General features: G+C 73.6%; 14 protein-coding genes and 2 pseudogenes. 12 read left to right on the top strand and 4 right to left on the bottom strand.

Annotation, left to right across the window (positions count from 1 at the left end):
• The first annotated feature begins 107 nt into the window (after positions 1–107).
• From OG332_RS32085 to OG332_RS32095, 3 genes are all read left to right on the top strand, one after another.
• The gene (locus OG332_RS32085; protein WP_327416720.1) at positions 108–950 is read left to right on the top strand and encodes a GNAT family N-acetyltransferase; all 843 of its coding nucleotides are present in this window, start codon (positions 108–110) and stop codon (positions 948–950) included.
• A gap of 113 nt (positions 951–1063) precedes the next feature.
• Positions 1064–1606 carry a GNAT family N-acetyltransferase gene (locus OG332_RS32090; RefSeq protein WP_327416721.1) on the top strand — a complete coding sequence of 181 codons (543 nt, stop codon included), beginning with the start codon at positions 1064–1066 and terminating at the stop codon, positions 1604–1606.
• Positions 1607–1648: 42 nt separating this feature from the next.
• Complete coding sequence (locus OG332_RS32095; RefSeq protein ID WP_327416722.1) at positions 1649–3346, top strand: proline--tRNA ligase; 1698 nt, start codon at positions 1649–1651, stop codon at positions 3344–3346.
• A 248-nt stretch (positions 3347–3594) separates the two neighbouring features.
• Here OG332_RS32095 and OG332_RS32100 read toward each other — a convergent pair whose 3' ends face one another.
• The 4 genes from OG332_RS32100 to OG332_RS32115 are packed head-to-tail and all read right to left on the bottom strand — an operon-like array spanning position 3595 to position 6558.
• A complete protein-coding gene (locus OG332_RS32100) occupies positions 3595–4545 on the bottom strand; it encodes a slipin family protein (protein ID WP_327416723.1) in 951 nt (316 codons plus the stop codon).
• A 42-nt stretch (positions 4546–4587) separates the two neighbouring features.
• Entirely contained in the window at positions 4588–5490 is a 903-nt protein-coding gene (locus OG332_RS32105) for an aminoglycoside phosphotransferase family protein (protein WP_327416724.1), read from the bottom strand.
• Positions 5491–5506: 16 nt separating this feature from the next.
• Complete coding sequence (locus OG332_RS32110) at positions 5507–5974, bottom strand: ferritin-like domain-containing protein (RefSeq protein WP_327416725.1); 468 nt, start codon at positions 5972–5974, stop codon at positions 5507–5509.
• On the bottom strand, positions 5971–6558 hold the full coding sequence (locus tag OG332_RS32115) for a hypothetical protein (RefSeq protein ID WP_327416726.1): 588 nt from the start codon (positions 6556–6558) through the stop codon (positions 5971–5973). Before OG332_RS32115 ends, OG332_RS32110 begins: the two co-directional genes overlap by 4 nt.
• A 114-nt stretch (positions 6559–6672) precedes the next feature.
• On the opposite strand from OG332_RS32115, the gene rimP reads away from it, so the two are divergent.
• The 9 genes and pseudogenes from rimP to OG332_RS32160 all read left to right on the top strand — a co-directional run.
• Positions 6673–7185, top strand: a complete 513-nt coding sequence (rimP, locus tag OG332_RS32120) for a ribosome maturation factor RimP (protein WP_319726730.1) — start codon at positions 6673–6675, stop codon at positions 7183–7185.
• A gap of 2 nt (positions 7186–7187) precedes the next feature.
• Complete coding sequence (gene nusA, locus OG332_RS32125; RefSeq protein ID WP_327416727.1) at positions 7188–8198, top strand: transcription termination factor NusA; 1011 nt, start codon at positions 7188–7190, stop codon at positions 8196–8198.
• 168 nt (positions 8199–8366) lie between these two features.
• A complete protein-coding gene (locus OG332_RS32130; protein ID WP_327416728.1) occupies positions 8367–8654 on the top strand; it encodes a YlxR family protein in 288 nt (95 codons plus the stop codon).
• A 148-nt stretch (positions 8655–8802) separates the two neighbouring features.
• Positions 8803–11928, top strand: a complete 3126-nt coding sequence (infB, locus tag OG332_RS32135) for a translation initiation factor IF-2 (protein WP_327416729.1) — start codon at positions 8803–8805, stop codon at positions 11926–11928.
• A gap of 185 nt (positions 11929–12113) precedes the next feature.
• Positions 12114–12407: a DUF503 domain-containing protein gene (locus OG332_RS32140; RefSeq protein WP_327416730.1), complete on the top strand. Its 294-nt coding sequence runs from the start codon at positions 12114–12116 to the stop codon at positions 12405–12407.
• Between the two features lie 28 nt (positions 12408–12435).
• On the top strand, positions 12436–12888 hold the full coding sequence (gene rbfA / locus OG332_RS32145; protein WP_031148855.1) for a 30S ribosome-binding factor RbfA: 453 nt from the start codon (positions 12436–12438) through the stop codon (positions 12886–12888).
• Entirely contained in the window at positions 12885–13820 is a 936-nt protein-coding gene (gene truB / locus OG332_RS32150; protein ID WP_327416731.1) for a tRNA pseudouridine(55) synthase TruB, read from the top strand. The genes rbfA and truB overlap by 4 nt, the downstream gene beginning before the upstream one ends.
• A gap of 225 nt (positions 13821–14045) precedes the next feature.
• Positions 14046–15038 (top strand): annotated as a pseudogene (locus tag OG332_RS32155) (serine protease); the annotation flags it as partial.
• Positions 15039–15714: 676 nt separating this feature from the next.
• A pseudogene (locus OG332_RS32160) lies at positions 15715–18118 on the top strand (serine protease); the annotation flags it as partial.
• Positions 18119–18134: the final 16 nt, after the last annotated feature.

The raw sequence follows: 18134 nt of genomic DNA on the forward strand, positions 1-18134 counted from the left end.
AGTTCGCGGGCGGGGCCGGGGCTTTTTCGTGACCTGCGACGCGGCATCGCCAGGCATCGCCGGGTACAGTGCGGAGATCAGCAGACTTGCATGGTGAGGCCCCAGCGTTGACGCAGACCACCACCCGGGTCCTTGAGCCCAGTGATCTCGACGCCGCGCTCGACATCCTCGGACGCGAGCCGGTCGAGAACGCCTTCGTCACTTCCCGGGTCCAGGTCGCCGGACTCGACCCCTGGCGCCTGGGCGGCGAGATGTGGGGCTGGTACGCCGACGGCGAGCTCCGGTCGCTCTGCTACGCGGGCGCCAACCTCGTCCCCGTCTGCGCCGAGCCCGACGCCGTGCGCGCCTTCGCCGACCGCGCCCGCCGCACCGGCCGCCGCTGCTCCTCCATCGTCGGCCCCGCCGAGGCCACCCGGCTGCTGTGGCAGCTCCTGGAGCCCAGCTGGGGGCCGGCCCGCGAGGTCCGCTCCCACCAGCCGCTCATGGTCATCGAGCGCCCGTCCACCACGGTCGAGGCGGACCCGCAGGTCCGCCGGATCCGCAAGGACGAGATGGACCTGATCATGCCCGCCTGCGTGGCCATGTTCACCGAGGAGGTCGGCATCTCGCCGATGGCCGGGGACGGCGGGCTGCTCTACCAGGCCCGCGTCGCCGAGCTCGTCGCCGGCGGCCGCTCCTTCGCGCACGTCGAGGACGGCAAGGTCGTCTTCAAGGCGGAGATCGGCGCCGCCACCGCGCGCGCCTGCCAGATCCAGGGCGTGTGGGTGGCCCCCGAGTTCCGCGGCCGCGGGCATTCGGAGACCGGAATGGCCGCGGTCGTCGCCTACGCGCTGCGCGACGTCGCCCCCGTCGTCAGCCTCTACGTGAACGACTTCAACACCGCCGCACGGGCGGCCTACCGGCGGGTGGGCTTCCGCGAGGTCGGCGCGTTCATGAGCGTGCTGTTCTGAAAGCGTGCCGTTCCGAAGGCGGCAGCGGGCCCGGCCGTCCTGATCGAAAAGGTGGGGGGCGGACCCCGCCGGTGGCATTCCGGCACGCCCCTACCGCGAAGTAAGGTCGCCGCATGCTGCCTTCCGGACTCCGCATCGGCCCCCTCGACCTCGCCGCCCGCGTGGACGAGGCCCTGCGCGTGCAGGCCGTCGCCTTCGGCCTCAGCGAGGAGGAGGTCGGCATCCGGCGCTACATCGTCCAGCGCCACATGACCTGCCGCGGCGCCCGCGCCCTCGGGGCGTTCGCCGAGGACGGGGCCCTCACCGGGTTCGTGTACGGGATGCCGAACGACCGCACCCACTGGTGGTCCACGATCGTCGAGCCCTATCTGCGGGCCGGCGGGCACGAGGGCTGGCTCGACGACTCCTTCGTGATCACCGAACTGCACGTCCACCCCGGCTTCCAGGGCCACGGAGTGGGCCGCGAGCTGATCACCCGGATCACCGACGCCGCCGCCGAGCCCCGCTCGATCCTCTCCGCCGTCGACACCGAGAGCCCCGCCCGCGGGCTCTACCGGGCCCTCGGCTACATCGACCTCGCCCGCCAGGTCCACTTCCCGAGCGCGAGCCTCCCGTACGCCGTCATGGGCGCCACACTGCCGCTGAGCAGGCACTGAATTGATTACCGGGGCCCGCGCGGGCCCCGGTAACCTCCCGGCATGTCTACGCAACACGTGCAGCGCATGTCCCGCCTCATGGCCAAGACCCTCCGCGAGGACCCGGCCGACGCCGAAACCCTCAGCCACCGGCTCCTGGTCCGCGCCGGCTACGTCCGGCGCAGTTCGGCCGGGGTGTGGACGTGGCTGCCGCTCGGCAAGCGGGTCCTCGACAACGTCTCGCGCATCGTCCGCGAGGAGATGGACGCCATCGGCGCCCAGGAGGTGCTCCTCCCGGCCCTGCTGCCCAAGGAGCCGTACGAGGTCAGCGGCCGCTGGTCGGAGTACGGCGACCTGCTCTTCCGGCTCAAGGACCGCAAGGGCGCGGACTACCTGCTCGGCCCGACGCACGAGGAGATCTTCACCCTGCTCGTGAAGGACCAGTGCACCTCGTACAAGGACCTGCCGGTCATGCTGTACCAGATCCAGACCAAGTACCGAGACGAGGCGCGGCCCCGGTCCGGCGTGCTGCGCGGGCGCGAGTTCCAGATGAAGGACTCGTACTCGTTCGACGTGTCCGACGAGGGACTGGAGGAGTCCTACCGGCTCCACCGCGAGGCGTACGTCCGCATCTTCGAGCGGCTCGGCCTCGACCACCGGATCGTCTCGGCGGTGTCGGGTGCGATGGGCGGCTCGGCGTCGGAGGAGTTCCTGGCTCCGGCCGGGGCCGGCGAGGACACCTTCGTGGACTGCCCCTCCTGCGACTACGCGGCGAACACGGAGGCCGTGACCTTCGCCCTGACCCCCGTGTCCGCCGAGCACCCGGCGCTGGAGGAGGTGGACACGCCGGACACCCCGACCATCGAGACCCTCGCGGCGCACCTGGGCGTCCCCGCCTCCGCGACGCTGAAGAACCTGCTGGTGAAGGTGGACGGCGAGATCGTCGCCGTGGGCGTGCCGGGGGACCGCGAGGTGGACCTCGGCAAGCTGGGAGAGCACCTGGCCCCGGCGGTGGTCGAACTGGTCACGGCCGAGGACTTCACGGACCGGCCCGACCTCGTACGCGGCTACGTGGGCCCGCAGGGCCTCGACAAGGTCCGCTACCTGGCCGACCCGCGGGTCGCGCCCGGCACGGCCTGGGTGACCGGGGCCAACCGGGCGGACACGCACGCCCGGAACGTGGTCTGCGGCCGCGACTTCGAAGTGGACCAGTACCTCGACGTGGTGGTCGTGGAACCCGGCGACCCCTGCCCGAACTGCGGCGCCGGACTGCGACTGGACCGGGCCATCGAGATCGGCCACATCTTCCAGCTGGGCCGCAAGTACGCGGACGCCTTCGGCCTCGACGTCCTCGGCAAGGAGGGCAAGCCGGTCCGCGTCACCATGGGCTCCTACGGCATCGGTGTCTCGCGGGCGGTGGCGGCGCTGGCCGAGCAGACGGCGGACGAGCGGGGGCTGTGCTGGCCGGCGGCGGTGGCCCCGGCCGATGTCCACGTGGTGGCGGCGGGCAAGGCCGTGCCGCTGGCCCTGGCGGAGGAGGCGGCGACGGCCCTGGCGGGCTCCGGCCTCCGGGTCCTGCTGGACGACCGGCCCGGGCTGTCCCCGGGGGTGAAGCTGACGGACGCGGAGCTGATCGGCGTGCCGTGGATCCTCGTGGCGGGCCGGCGCTCCGCGGAGTCGGTGGTCGAACTCCAGGACCGCGCCTCCGGCACCCGCGAGGAACTCCCCCTGACCGAAGCCCTCGCCCGCCTGACGCCCTGACCGGCCGAACTCCCGGGGCTCGGCCCCGCACCCCGCTCCTCAAGCGCCGGCGAGGCTGAAAGACCGGGGCTGCTCCCCGCACCCCGCGTCTCAAGCGCTGGAGGGGCTGGATTTTGGCCGAGGCCGGGCAATTTCAGCCCGTCCGGCGTTTGAGGACCGGGTCCGGGCAGCGCCCGGGGACACCTCCCAGCGATAGCCGGGGGAGAAACGGAGAAAGGGCGGGGTGGGGAGAAGGCTCCGCGCAGCGGCTAGCCGCGCGGCCCGTCCGGCTCGTGCTCCGGCGGTAGCGCGTCCAGGAGCTGGCCGTCCGCCGGGCCGCCGAGGGCGTCCGGAGCCGGGGCTTCGTCGAGCGCATCGGCGACCTCGGCCGGCCCGGGGCCTTCGGAAGCCGGGCCGGCCGGGGCCGGTTCATGGGGCGCGGCCGCCGCCGCCGCAGGCGAAGGGGCCGCGCGTTCCAGGAAGCGCAGCAGCTCCACCGGAAACGGCAGGACCAGCGTCGAGTTCTTCTCGGCGGCGACGGCCACGACCGTCTGCAGCAGCCGCAGTTGCAGCGCGGCCGGCTGCTCCGACATCACCTCCGCCGCCTGGGCGAGCTTGTGCGAGGCCTGGAGTTCCGCGTCGGCGTTGATCACGCGGGCCCGCCGCTCACGGTCCGCCTCCGCCTGCCGGGCCATCGACCGCTTCATCGTCTCCGGCAGGGAGACGTCCTTGATCTCGACCCGGTCGATCTGCACGCCCCAACCCACCGCCGGGCTGTCGATCATCAGCTCCAGGCCCTGGTTCAACATCTCCCGGTTGGACAGCAGATCGTCCAGGTCCGACTTTCCGATGATCGACCTGAGCGAGGTCTGCGCCATCTGCGAGACCGCGAACCGGTAGTCCTCCACCGCCACGATCGCGTTCGCCGGGTCGACGACCTTGAAGTACACGACCGCGTCCACCCGCACGGTGACGTTGTCCCGGGTGATGCCCTCCTGCGCGGGCACCGGCAGCGTCACGATCTGCATGTTCACCTTGTGGAGCCGGTCGATCACCGGAACGACCATCGCGAAGCCGGGCGGCCGTATCTCCTCGCGCAGCCTGCCGAAGCGGAACACCAGGCCCCGCTCGTACTGCTTCACCACCCGGGCCGCGGCGCCCACGTAGACCATGACGCCCACACCCGCGGCGATCGCCGCTGTCAGCAGTTCTTCGACCATGACGGCCCCCTGCCGGACGCATCTTCCTACCTACGGTATGCCCTACAGCCAGGCCGCGAACTCCAGCAGCAGCTCCGCGTCCCGGAGCCGTCCGGCGGCCAGGGCCCGGTTCCCGGACTCCACCGCCCGGAACAGGGTCCAGCCCCGCAGCCGGTCCCGGTCCACCTCCAGGGCGTCGGCCAGCTTGTTCACCCGGCGCCGCGCGCCCGCCGCCCCCGCCGAGGAGGCCACCTGGTCCTCCAGCCGGTCCCGGACCAGCCGCGCCAGGTCGTAGGCCCGCTCGCCGACCAGCGGGTCGGGTCCCACCGTCAGCCACGGCGCCCGCTCGCCCGCGAGGACCTTGCCCTGCCGGAAGTTGCCGTGCAGCAGCAGCTCCTCCGGCGGGGCCGCGAGCAGTTCCTCGCGCATCGCCAGGGCCGTGTCGGCCAGGGCCCGGACCTCCGCGGGGGCCGCCCGCAGCGCCGCCGACTGCTGCCCGGTGCGCTCCGCCACCGTCTCCCAGACGTGCCCGGCCGGCGGGGCCACCCACAGCCTGCGCAGGGTGCCGCTGGCCTCCAGCAGCGCCTTCGCCTCCGGCAGCGACCGCAGCGACACCTCCGGGTGCAGCCGCTCCAGCAGCAGCGCCCCGTCGTCCTCGTGATGCCGGGTGTCGAGGATCCGTACGGCTCCGAAACCGCCCCAGTGCGCCAGCGCGGCCAGTTCCCGGTCGGGCCGGGCGTGCGGGGGCGCCAGCTTCAGCGCGGCCGGGGTCCCGTCCGCGTACGTGACGAGGACCACCAGGCTGCTGCGCCCGCCCGGGGCCTGCACGCGCTGCGCGCGTACCCCGCGCCGGGACAGCGCGGCCTCGGTGAGTCGGGGCAACTGCTCCAGCCAGTCCTCGTCCTGCGCCGTTTCCGGCATCTCGCCGAGCGCCCGTACAAGCCGCTGCGGCGGTTCGAAAGCCATGCGTGCGTGGTCCCTTTCAGCTGTGCTGGGCCCGTTGCGCCTCGTCAGCGCGTTCCGCGAGCCCAGGGAAGGCTACGCCGACACCGCGCCAGCGTGCCGCGCGCACGGCCGCGGCGCTCAGCGCGTCGGCCGCCTCGCGGCGCAGCGGACCCTCCGCCGCACGCACCAGATCGGAGTACGCGCCCGCCACCCGGTCCTCGACCACCGCGGCCAGCCGCTCGGCCTCGGCCTGGGTGCGGACCTCGAACGGCAGGGCGTACGCCGCCTCCGCGGGCCGGGGCGCACCGCCTAGTTCCCGTACGGTCCGGGCGAGCGCGTCACGGCGCGCGAGGTGGGCGCCGTACGCCTCGCGGGCCTCGGTCGCGCGGGCGCCGGTGCTGCGGGCGCCGATCACTCCGTAGCCGTAGGCGGCCGCGTGCTCGGCGGCGAGTGCGGCCTGGGCGGCCTCCAGGGCCCGGCCGGCGGCGGGGGGTTCGGGCTTCACGACGTGGCTCCGGGGGTCGAGGTCAGCAGGTACGCGTGGACGGCGCCGCAGGCGGCCACCGAGGCCAGCATCCGGGCGAGCTCCCCCGGGGCCCCGGCCAGGTCCATGGTCCGGGCCTCCGACAGGCTCCGCTCGGCGTCCGCGAGGGCGGTCAGGGCGTCGGCGGGCTTCGGGGGCACCGGCTCGCCGCTCGCCGCCCCGGGCGCGGCGGCCCCCGTACCGCCCGAGCGGGACGCGGAGGGCGAGGGCGAGCCCGCAGGGGTCGGGGCCAGGGCCGCGGAGTGCGCGGCGACGGCGGCGCGCAGCGGCGCCAGCCGCGCGGCCAGGGCCGGATGGGCGGCTGCGGTGGCGTCGTAACGTTCCAGCAGGCGCGCACTGTCACGAACGGCCGTCTCCCGCATCCGCCGTTCGAGTGGAATCCCGGTTTCGCCGCCGGCCGGGTGGTCGTCGGAGCACCCCGTCAGCAGCGCGGCTCCGGCCGCGCCGGCGGCTCCGGCGAGCAGGCTCCGGCGCGAGGGTCTCGAAGGCAGAGTCCAGGGCACGGCGACGTCCTCGGTGGTGATGGCAGGGAAGGGTGTGATCACGGTACCCGGGGCCCCGTCCACAGGGCGGACGGCAACACCCTCCGACACCGGATACCCTTTGACCTGACACACGACGGAAATCACAACAGCACACGCGGCCGAGGAGTCACCCGGATGAGCACCACCCAGAGCGACAGGCTGCGCGGACTGCTGGAGCCGCTCGTCGCCGCCAAGGGCCTGGACCTCGAAGAGATCGAGATGTCGCGGGCGGGCAAGCGCCGGATGCTGCGGATCATCGTGGACTCCGACGAGGGCGTGGAGCTGGACGCGTGTGCGGAGCTGAGTCGCGAGGTCTCCGACAAGCTCGACGAAACCGATGTGATGGGTGAGGACGAGTACGTCCTCGAAGTGAGCTCGCCGGGCGCCGACCGCCCGCTGACTGAGCACCGTCACTACGTACGGGCCATCGGCCGTCTCGTGAAGTTCCAGCTGTCCGCCGAGGGTGACAAGGCTGCCGGGGAACTGGTCGCCCGCATCCTCGACGTCGACGACGAGGGCATGGACCTCGAAGTACCGGGCGTGAAGGGCCGCAAGGCGACCGCCCGCCGCATTGCTTTCACCGACATCGCCAAGGCGCGTGTCGAGATCGAGTTCAACCGCAAGGACAAGAAGGAAGAGGAGGCGTAGCCGTGGACATCGACATGAGTGCCCTGCGGGGTCTGGTCCGGGAGAAGGAGATCTCCTTCGACCTGCTCGTCGAGGCGATCGAGTCGGCCCTCCTCATCGCGTACCACCGGACCGAGGGGAGCTTCCGCCGCGCACGCGTCGTGCTGGACCGCGCCAACGGTCACGTGGTCGTGTGGGCGACGGAAGACCCGAGGGATCTCGAAGAGGGCCAGGAGCCCAAGGAGTTCGACGACACCCCGTCGGACTTCGGCCGGATCGCCGCGACGACTGCCAAGCAGGTGATCCTGCAGCGTCTGCGCGACGCCGAGGACGACCTGACCTTCGGCGAGTTCGCCGGCCGTGAGGGCGACGTCATCACCGGCGTGGTCCAGCAGGGCAAGGACCCGAAGAACGTCCTCGTCGACATCGGCAAGCTGGAGGCCATCCTGCCGGTGCAGGAGCAGGTCCCCGGTGAGGAGTACACGCACGGTCTGCGCCTGAAGGCGTACGTCGTGCGGGTGGCGAAGGGTGTCCGCGGCCCGTCCGTGACCCTCTCCCGCACCCACCCCAACCTGGTGAAGAAGCTCTTCTCGCTGGAGGTCCCGGAGATCGCCGACGGCAGCGTCGAGATCTCGGCGATCGCACGTGAGGCCGGTCACCGCACCAAGATCGCCGTGCGGTCCACCCGCTCGGGCCTGAACCCCAAGGGCGCCTGCATCGGCCCGATGGGCAGCCGGGTGCGCAACGTGATGGCCGAGCTGCACGGCGAGAAGATCGACATCGTCGACTGGTCGGACGACCCGGCGGAGATGGTCGCGAACGCGCTGTCGCCCGCCCGGGTGAGCAAGGTCGAGGTCGTCGACTGGGACTCCCGTTCCGCCCGGGTGACCGTGCCCGACTACCAGCTGTCGCTGGCCATCGGCAAGGAGGGCCAGAACGCCCGCCTTGCCGCGCGGCTCACCGGCTGGCGCATCGACATCCGTCCCGACACCGAGGCGTCCCCGGACGCGGACCGGGACCGGGGCGGGGAATAAACCGGTACCGGCCGGGGCTACCCGGACGGTAGACAAGGCGTACGGCTGCCGCCGGGCCGTGCCGTACGGCCGCTGCAGAGGCAGCGGATCAAGACAACACAACAGCCGTTCGATCTTTCGCCCGCCACTTGTCGGGGGAGAGGTCGGTGCGGGGAGGTAGACTTAGGCGTGTCTGGCCGGACGCAAGCCCGCGCATGCCCCGAACGCACCTGTGTGGGGTGTCGGGAGCGAGCGGCCAAGAGCGATCTGCTGCGGATCGTGGCGATCGAGGACGAATGCGTCCCCGATCCTCGCGGTACGCTGCCCGGCCGGGGTGCCTACGTGCACCCTGCCGTGGTCTGCCTCGACCAGGCGGTCCGCCGCCGAGCGTTCCCCCGGGCCCTTCGGTCCGCCGGAGCACTCGACACAACGGAACTGCGCAAAGTCTTGGTCATTGAGGCCGGGGCCACACCGTAAGACGTAGAACGGCACGGATACCCCGTGCGGTCAGGTACCTCGCGAGTTGGAAGTAGGTCGAGATTGCGATGAGCACTCGATGAGTACGCGATGAGTACGCCCATGAAGTAGCAACGGTCCGGCGTAACCCGGACCTAAAAGGAGCGAAGTGGCTAAGGTCCGGGTATACGAACTCGCCAAGGAGTTCGGAGTTGAGAGCAAGGTCGTCATGGCCAAGCTCCAGGAACTCGGTGAGTTCGTCCGTTCGGCGTCCTCGACGATCGAGGCGCCGGTTGTACGCAAGTTGACCGACGCACTGCAGGGCCCCGGCGGCAACGCCGGCAAGTCCGCTGCGAAGCCGGGTGCGCCCCGCAAGGCCGCACCCGCCAGGCCCGGGGCCCCGACCCCGGGTGCCGTTGCACGTCCCGCTGCGCCGAAGCCCGGCGCACCGGCCCCCAAGCCGGTCGTCGCGGAGGCTCCGGCCGCCGCAGCGCCCGCCCCGGTGACTCCGGCCGCCTCCGGCCCGCGTCCCGGCCCGAAGGCTCCGGCCGCCCCGAAGCCCGCTCCGGCGGCGCCCGTGGCGACCGAGTTCTCCGCGCCTCCGGCGGCTCCGGCCGCCCCGGCGCGCACCGAGCGTCCCGCCGCCGCGGCCCCGGGTCCCCGTCCGGCGCAGCAGCGTCCGGCTCAGGGTCAGGGTGGCCAGGCCGGCGCCCGTCCCGGCGCCCCGCGCCCGGCCGGCGCCACTCCCGGTGGCCAGGCCCCGCGCCCCCAGGGTGCGCAGGCCCCGCGTCCCCAGGGCGCCCGTCCGGCCGGTCCCCGTCCGGGCAACAACCCCTTCACCTCTGGTGGCTCCACCGGCATGGCGCGCCCGCAGGCGCCCCGTCCGGCCGGCGCTCCCCGTCCCGGTGCCCCCGGCGCCGGTGGCGGCCAGGGTGCTCCCCGCCCGCAGGGCGGCCCCGGCGGCGCTCCGCGTCCGCAGGGTCCCGGCGGCGCCCGTCCGACCCCGGGCGGCATGCCGCGCCCGCAGGCCGGCGCCCCGCGTCCGGGTGGTGCCCCCGGTGGTAACCGTCCGAACCCGGGCATGATGCCGCAGCGTCCCGCTGCCGGTGGTCCCGGTCCCCGTCCCGGTGGCGGCCCCGGTGGCCGTGGTCCCGGTGCGGGCGGTCCGCGTCCCGGTGGCGCAGGTCGTCCCGCGGGCGGCGGCTTCGCCGGCCGTCCGGCCGGTCCGGGCTCGCGTCCCGGTGGCGGTGGCGGCTTCGGCGGCCCGCGTCCCGGTGGCGGCGGCTTCGGCGGCGGTCCGGCCGGTGCCGGTGGCGGCGGTCGTCCCGGCTTCGGTGGTCGTCCCGGTGGTCCCGGTGCCCGTGGTGGCACGCAGGGTGCCTTCGGCCGTCCCGGTGGTCCGGCCCGTCGTGGTCGCAAGTCCAAGCGTCAGAGGCGCCAGGAGTACGAGGCCATGCAGGCCCCGTCCGTCGGCGGCGTGATGCTGCCGCGCGGTGGCGGCGAGACCGTGCGCCTGTCGCGCGGTGCCTCCCTCACCGACTTCGCGGAGAAGATCAACGCCAACCCGGCGTCGCTCGTCGCCGTGATGATGAACCTCGGCGAGATGGTCACTGCCACGCAGTCCGTCTCCGACGAGACGCTCGAGATGCTGGCCGGCGAGATGAACTACGTCGTCCAGATCGTCAGCCCGGAGGAAGAGGACCGCGAGCTCCTCGAGGGCTTCGACATCGAGTTCGGCGAGGACGAGGGCGGCGAGGAATACCTCATGCCGCGTCCGCCGGTCGTGACCGTCATGGGTCACGTCGACCACGGTAAGACCCGACTGCTCGACGCCATCCGCAAGACGAACGTCGTTGCGGGCGAGGCCGGTGGCATCACGCAGCACATCGGTGCGTACCAGGTCTCCACCGAGGTCAACGACGAAGAGCGTCGCATCACCTTCATCGACACCCCGGGTCACGAGGCGTTCACCGCCATGCGTGCCCGTGGTGCCAAGTCGACCGACATCGCGATCCTCGTGGTCGCGGCCAACGACGGCGTCATGCCGCAGACGATCGAGGCGCTCAACCACGCCAAGGCCGCCGGCGTCCCGATCGTCGTCGCGGTCAACAAGATCGACGTCGAAGGTGCCGACCCGGTCAAGGTGCGCGGTCAGCTCACCGAGTTCGGTCTGGTCGCCGAGGAGTACGGCGGCGACACGATGTTCGTCGACATCTCCGCCAAGCAGGGTCTGCACATCGACTCCCTGCTCGAGGCCGTCGTCCTCACCGCCGACGCCTCGCTCGACCTCCGCGCCAACCCGGAGCAGGACGCTCAGGGTATTGCGATCGAGTCCCACCTCGACCGCGGCCGCGGTGCCGTCGCCACCGTCCTCGTCCAGCGCGGTACCCTCCGCGTCGGCGACACGATGGTCGTGGGCGACGCCTACGGCCGAGTGCGCGCCATGCTCGACGACAAGGGCAACAACGTCGAGGAAGCGGGTCCGTCGACCCCCGTCCTGGTCCTGGGTCTCACCAACGTCCCCGGCGCCGGCGACAACTTCCTCGTCGTGGACGAGGACCGTACGGCCCGTCAGATCGCCGAGAAGCGTGCTGCGCGAGAGCGCAACGCCAACTTCGCCAAGCGCGTCCGTCGCGTGTCCCTCGAGGACCTCGACTCCGTGCTCAAGGCCGGTCTGGTCCAGGAACTCAACCTCATCATCAAGGGCGACGCGTCCGGTGCGGTCGAGGCTCTCGAGTCCTCGCTGCTCCAGCTCGACGTCGGTGAAGAGGTCGACATCCGGGTCCTGCACCGCGGTGTGGGTGCGGTCACCGAGTCCGACATCTCGCTGGCGATGGGCTCCGACGCCATCGTCATCGGTTACAACGTCCGTGCGGCCGGCCGTGCCGCGCAGATGGCGGACCGCGAGGGCGTCGACGTCCGCTACTACTCGGTGATCTACCAGGCCATCGAGGAGATCGAGGCGGCCCTGAAGGGTCTCCTCAAGCCGGAGTACGAAGAGGTCGAGCTCGGTACGGCGGAGGTCCGCGAGATCTTCCGCTCGTCCAAGCTGGGCAACATCGCCGGTGTCCTCATCCGGTCCGGCGAGGTCAAGCGCAACACCAAGGCGCGTCTCATCCGCGATGGCAAGGTCATCGCCGAGAACCTCACCATCTCCGGTCTGCGCCGCTTCAAGGACGACGTCACCGAGATCCGCGAAGGCTTCGAGGGCGGTATCAACCTCGGTTCCTTCAACGACATCAAGATCGACGACGTCATCGCGACGTACGAGATGCGCGAGAAGCCCCGCGCGTAAGCACGAGGCGGTTCGCACCGTGTCGTAACTCGTAACACCGGGGCCGGTCGGCGGAATATCCGTCGATCGGCCCCGGCCGTTGCGTGTACGGTTCTGGTGACCCGGCCGCGCGAGCGCCGGGTGTTCCTTCCGGGCGACGGCCCGGCAGGCCACCGAACCCGCACCGGCGGGATATCCGGAACTGCATGTACGTGGGGACTCTGTCCTTCGACCTGCTCCTCGGCGACGTCCACTCGCTGAAGGAGAAACGCTCCGTCGTCCGGCCCATCGTCGCCGAGCTCCAACGAAAGTTCCCCGTGAGCGCGGCTGAAGTGGGCGACCAGGACCTGCACCGCAGGGCCCGTATAGGGGTCGCTCTGGTGAGCGGGGACGCGGGGTTCCTCTCGGATGTACTGGACCGCTGCGAGCGGCTGGTCGCGGCGCGTCCGGAAGTGGAGCTGCTGTCCGTACGACGGCGCTTCCACGGTGATGAAGACTGATAGCAAGACATAAGAAGGAGACGGACCAGTGGCCGACAATGCGCGGGCGAAGAAGCTGGCGGACCTCATCCGGGAGGTGGTGGCGGAGAAGCTGCAGCGTGGTGTCAAGGACCCCCGCCTCGGTACGCACGTGACCATCACGGACACCCGGGTCACCGGCGACCTGCGGGAGGCCACGGTCTTCTACACGGTCTACGGGGACGATGAGGACCGTGCCAGCGCGGCAGCGGGCCTGGAGAGCGCGAAGGGCGTCCTGCGCTCCGCGGTCGGCCGGGCGGCGGGCACCAAGTTCACGCCCACCCTGACCTTCGTCGCGGACGCCCTCCCGGAGAACGCGAAGACCATCGAGGACCTCCTCGAAAAGGCGCGTACCTCCGACGCCCAGGTGCGCGAGGTGTCCTCCGGCGCCCAGTACGCCGGTGATGCCGACCCGTACAAGAAGCCGGGCGAGGACGACGACGAGGACGCAGCCGCGGAATGAGCACCAACGCAGGGAAGACGCCTGGGGGCACCTCCCGGCCGGAGGCTGGGGGAGGCCTTGTCATCGTCGACAAGCCGTCCGGCTTCACTTCGCACGACGTGGTCGCCAAGATGCGCGGGATCGCCAAGACCCGCCGCGTCGGCCACGCCGGCACGCTCGACCCGATGGCGACGGGCGTGCTGGTCCTGGGCGTCGAGAAGGCCACCAAGCTCCTCGGCCACCTCGCGCTCACGGAGAAGGAGTACCTCGGCACGATCCGACTGGGCCAGAACACCCTGACGGACGACGCCGAAGGCGAGATCACCTCCTCCACGGACGCCACCGGGGTCACCCGGGACGCCGTGGACGCGGGAGTCGCCAAGCTGTCCGGCGAGATCATGCAGGTCCCGTCCAAGGTCAGCGCCATCAAGATCAAGGGCGTGCGCTCCTACAAGCGCGCACGGGACGGCGAGGACTTCGAGATCCCGGCCCGGCCGGTGACCGTCTCCTCCTTCCAGGTGTACGACATGCGGGAGGCGGAGGCCGAGGACGGCACCAAGGTCGTCGACCTCGTCGTCTCCGTCGTCTGCTCCAGCGGTACGTACATCCGCGCCCTCGCCCGCGACCTGGGCGCCGACCTCGGCGTCGGCGGGCACCTGACCGCGCTGCGGCGCACCCGGGTGGGCCCGTACAAGCTCGACCGGGCGCGGACCCTGGACCAGCTCCAGGAGGAGCTGACCGTCATGCCCATCGGCGAGGCGGCCGCCGCGGCCTTCCCGCGCTGGGACCTGGACGCCCGGCGGGCCTCGCTGCTCGCCAACGGCGTGCGGATCGACATGCCGGAGGAGTACGAGGCCGGGCGCACGGTCGCGGTCTTCGGGCCGCAGGGGCAGCTCCTCGGGCTCGTCGAGAGCAAGAACGGGAAGGCGAAGTCCCTCGCGGTCTTCGTCTGATCGTTGACGTGGAGCGGTGAGCGCACATGGACTGCTGCTCACCGCTCCACGACCCCCCTCGGGTAGGTCTCTATCCACCCGGACGCCCGTATTCACCCGTCCGAGCAGGCGCTCGGAGTGAAGGGAGGGAGCGTAAGGGGGCGCGTTCGCCACGCGTGCTTTCCGTGCTGATCTTCACCTGCCTACCGTCGTGAACACGGGGAGTTGCGGGGGAGTGGTGCGGCCATGGCGGAGCTCGTCAAGATCTGCGATCCCACCGGGCGGGTGCGCGGCAGCGGATTCGTCGCCGACGACCGCGGCACGGTGGTCACCAGCCACGAGGCCGTCGACGGACTGACCCGGGTGCTCCTGAACGGCCCCGGGCGGACCTGGCTGGCGGAAGCGGCGGACGTGACCGCGCTGCCGGGGCTGGCGCTGGCGCTCGTACGGAGCGACGGACTCGGCATGCGGCCGCTGCCGGTCGCGATGCGCGAGGCGATCGATCCGGGGACCTACGTACGGCTGCCCGCGCGGGGCTGGCGCCAGGCGCGGGTACTGGGGGGCGCGCAGGTCACGTACCCGGCGGTGGAGCTGGCGATCGGCACGGACGGCCGGGACGCCCTGCTGCTGGGCGGGGAGGCCTGCGGGGGCCCGGTCCTCGATGCCCGGACCGGAGCGGTGCTCGCGGTCCTGGGCACCGCTCTGCAGGCGGAACACCGCTCGGCGCCCTTCGCGGTGGCCCTGCGCACCGCCGCCGCTGCCGACCCGGGCGGCCCCCTGGCCGCCCTGCTGGAGCGCAACGCCGCCACCGTGCCGGGCCACGGCCCCGACCTGAACCTCGCCGGGGCACTGGAACTCACCGTGACCACGCTGGGCACGGCCTTCCCCACTGACGCCTCCGAGCCGGTGGAACGGCCGGGTACCACTGCCGAACTGGCGGCCTTCACGGACGGCGACCGCCCGGTCCTGGGCCTGGTCGGAGAACCCGGCACGGGCCGCACCACCACACTCGCGGCCCTGGCCGTACGCCGAGCCCACGGCCCCCGCCCCGCCCCCACCCTCTGGCTCCGCGGCGCGGACCTGCACGCCGACGACACCTCCCTGTCCGACGCGGTGACGCGCGCGCTGACGAAGGCGGCCCGGATCGTAGAGGCACCCGGCCCGCGCACCGCTCCCGACCGGGACGGGTGTGTGCCGGGGCGCTCCCCGCAGGGCGTCGAACGCCATGCGGCCCGGCCCTCCGACCCCCCCGCCACGTTCGGCGCCCGAGGAGACGCCCCGGCGCGCGCCCGGCCCCGGCGGACCCACCCTGCCGGGGGTGAGCCCCGACCGAGCCGTCCCGGGCCGGTGGCGCAGTCAACCCGTGTCCGGCCCCGGCGGACCCACCCTGCCGGGGGTGAGCCCCGACCGAGCCGTCCCGGGCCGGTGGCGCAGTCAACCCGTGTCCGGCCCCGGCGGACCCACCCTGCCGGGGGTGAGCCCCGACCGAGCCGTCCCGGGCCGGTGGCGCAGTCAACCCGTGTCCGGCCCCGGCGGACCCACCCTGCCGGGGGTGAGCCCCGACCGAGCCGTCCCGGGCCGGTGGCGCAGTCAACCCGTGTCCGGCCCCGGCGGACCCACCCCGCCGGGGGTGAGCCCCGACCGAGCCGTCCCGGGCCAGTGGCGCAGTCAACCCGTGTCCGGCCCCGGCGGACCCACCCCGCCGGGGGTGAGCCCCGACCGAGCCGTCCCGGGCCAGTGGCGCAGCCAACCCGTGTCCGGCCCCGGCGGACCCACCCCGCCGGGGGTGAGCCCCGACCGAGCCGTCCCGGGCCAGTGGCGCAGCCAACCCGCGTCCGGCTCCACCCGAACCGCCCCGCCGGGGACGAGCCTCGATGCCCCGCGCCAGCGGGAGCCCCGGCACCCGTCCGCCCCCGCCGGGGAAACCGCTGCCCCGGCCGGAGCCCCCGGCATCGCGGAGCATCTCGCGCACGTGGTCGCCCGCGCCGGCCGGCCCCTGCTCGTGGTGCTCGACGCCCCCGAGGAGATGCCGCGGGAGCTCGCCCACCGGCTGGGGCCCTGGACCGAGGCCACCGCAGGGTGGCTGCGCGGGACCGGGGCCCGGCTGGTCGTCGCCGCCCGGCCCGAGTACTGGGAGCGGGCCGGCGCCCTCTACCCGCCCGGGGCACTGCACACCCCGGCCCGCCCGGCGGCTGCCGCCCGCGCTCCCGCTCGGCGACCTCACCGCCGCGGAGGCCGAGACCGTCCGGGCCCGTCTCGGCATCCCCGCCGACGCCGTCCGCGCGGCCGACGCCCGCCACCCGCTCACCCTGAGCCTGCTGGCCGGGATCCGCGCGGCCGAGGTGACCGTCGGCCGCCCCGGCCGTGACGAGGTCTTCGCCGCACACCTGGACCTGCTGTGCCTGCGCACCGCCGTCCGCGTCGCCGCGGCCTGCGCCGACGCCGGCGGAGCCGGCGTGCACGGCCCCGGGGTCCGGCGGCTCGCGGCGCGCGTGGCCGGCAGCGTGCACGAGGCCGCGCGCCGCTGCCTGGGGCCCGGACAGGGGCAGCTGGACCGGGCCTCCTTCGAGGAGCTTTTCCCCTGGCGCACCGGCTGGGCCTCCGCCGTGCTCACCGAGGGTCTGCTGGTGCCCGCCGGGACCGGCTACTGCTTCGCCCACGAGGAGCTGTCCGACTGGATCCAGGCCGTCCACCTCGACGTCCCGACGACCCTCGCCTTCCTCGTACACGGCCCCGCCGGGCCGGGGCTGCCCGTGCCCCGGCACCGGATCGGCCCCGTTCTGGAGGCCTTGCGCAGGCTGCCCGCGGAGCACCTGCGCGGCCAGCTCACCGCCTTGGTCCACCGCCTCGACCACTTCGCCGAGGAGCCGGCGCAGGCCGGCCCGGACCGCGCCTGGTGGGCCGCCCGGCTGCTGCGCGAGAGCCTGCTCCGGGCTCCCGACGCGTACCCCCACCTGCCCGTCCTGCACGCCCTCGCCGAGCACGTGGCCCGCGCGGGCCCGGGGGAGTTCGGCGGCTGGTTCTGGAACCGGCTCCGGCTGCCCGAGCCCGACCGCCTCGACCTGCTGCGCCGCCTGCTGCCCGCCGACCCCGCCGAGGCGGTCCCCGGCGACCGCTATCTCGATGCCGCGGCCCGCCGCCTGGTCCGGGACCCGCAGCGCGCGCAGCCGCTGCTCTGTGCCTGGTTCGCCGACGGCCGCCGACTGCGCGGCCGCCCCGGGGCCACCGTCGCCACTGCCGCACAGGCCCTGCTGCACACCCACCGCCGGCTCGCCGTGGACGACCTCGCCGAGGCGCTCGTCACCGCCGCGCACCCCCGCGCCGACGAACTGCTGGCCGTACTCGCCGAGGAGGAGCCGTCCGCGATGTGCCGGGCCGTGGACCGCTGGGCGCACGACGAACGGCCCGGGCGGCGGGTCGCGGCCGCCGCCTACGGGCTCGCCACCGCCCCGCACGTGCGCACCCCCGCCGACCGCGAGCTGCTGCGCCACGCCGCCCAGGCGCTGCTCGCCCGGCCCGCGGACGCGACCCTGCACGGCAGCGCCCTGGCCGTGCTGCTGCGCGACCCGCAGGTGCGCGGCCGCTACCTGCCCGAGGCCCTCGCCTGCTTCCGCGCCCCCGAGCCCGGCTCCCGGCTGCCCGCGGCGGCGCTGGTCGCGGCCCTGCCCGTACTGCCCGACCCCGACGCCGTGTTCGCCGCCCTGCGGGCCCGGGCCGACGGGGAGGTGGTGCGCGCCCTGGCCGCGCTGACCACCCCGGGGCTGGCCCGCCGCGCGGGTGACCTCGTACGGGAGCACCTCGCGCGCAAGCCCGGGGACGCACCGCACGCGGCCGTCTTCGTGGAACGGCGGCTCGAACAGGGCCCGGCCGCCGCCCCCGTGCTGCGCCCGCTGGTCCTGGACCTGCTGCGCAACGCCCCGGCGGGGGTCAGGGCGGAGCTGGCCGCCGTACTGGCCGCGCCGGGCGGGGAGTGCTCGTACCCGCTGCGCGGCGAGCTGGCCGGCGTACTGCTGCGCGAGGTGGCCGATCCGCAGGTCCTCGGCGCGTTCCTCGGGGGCCTGGCGGCCGGGACCTCCGGGCGCCCGGAGGCCCGTACGCGGGAACTGCTGCGTCGCACCGGGCGGCAGTTGCTGAGGGCTCCCGGCGGGCCGGCGGTCTTCGAGCGGCGGACGGTGGAGCTGGCCCGGGCCGAACCGGCCTTCGGGGCGCTCGTCGCCCGCTGGCTGGCGGAGGCGCGCGCGGAGGCCGCGGCCCTGCTGGGGCCGAGCGCGCGGCGGACGGTGGAGACACTCGGCAGGACGGCGCCGGACGTGACGTGAAGCGATATCCCGCGGC

Origin of the sequence: Streptomyces sp. NBC_01233, from assembly GCF_035989305.1 — a bacterium.
Classification (GTDB): domain Bacteria; phylum Actinomycetota; class Actinomycetes; order Streptomycetales; family Streptomycetaceae; genus Streptomyces.

Bases quoted from the DNA above. Each gene is read 5' to 3' on its own strand.
- OG332_RS32100 (WP_327416723.1), bottom strand. From the start codon at position 4,545: ATGGTCGAAGAACTGCTGACAGCGGCGATCGCCGCGGGTGTGGGCGTC.
- OG332_RS32090 (WP_327416721.1), top strand. From the start codon at position 1,064: ATGCTGCCTTCCGGACTCCGCATCGGCCCCCTCGACCTCGCCGCCCGC.
- OG332_RS32140 (WP_327416730.1), top strand. From the start codon at position 12,114: ATGTACGTGGGGACTCTGTCCTTCGACCTGCTCCTCGGCGACGTCCAC.
- OG332_RS32105 (WP_327416724.1), bottom strand. From the start codon at position 5,490: ATGGCTTTCGAACCGCCGCAGCGGCTTGTACGGGCGCTCGGCGAGATG.
- rimP (WP_319726730.1), top strand. From the start codon at position 6,673: ATGAGCACCACCCAGAGCGACAGGCTGCGCGGACTGCTGGAGCCGCTC.
- truB (WP_327416731.1), top strand. From the start codon at position 12,885: ATGAGCACCAACGCAGGGAAGACGCCTGGGGGCACCTCCCGGCCGGAG.
- OG332_RS32095 (WP_327416722.1), top strand. From the start codon at position 1,649: ATGTCTACGCAACACGTGCAGCGCATGTCCCGCCTCATGGCCAAGACC.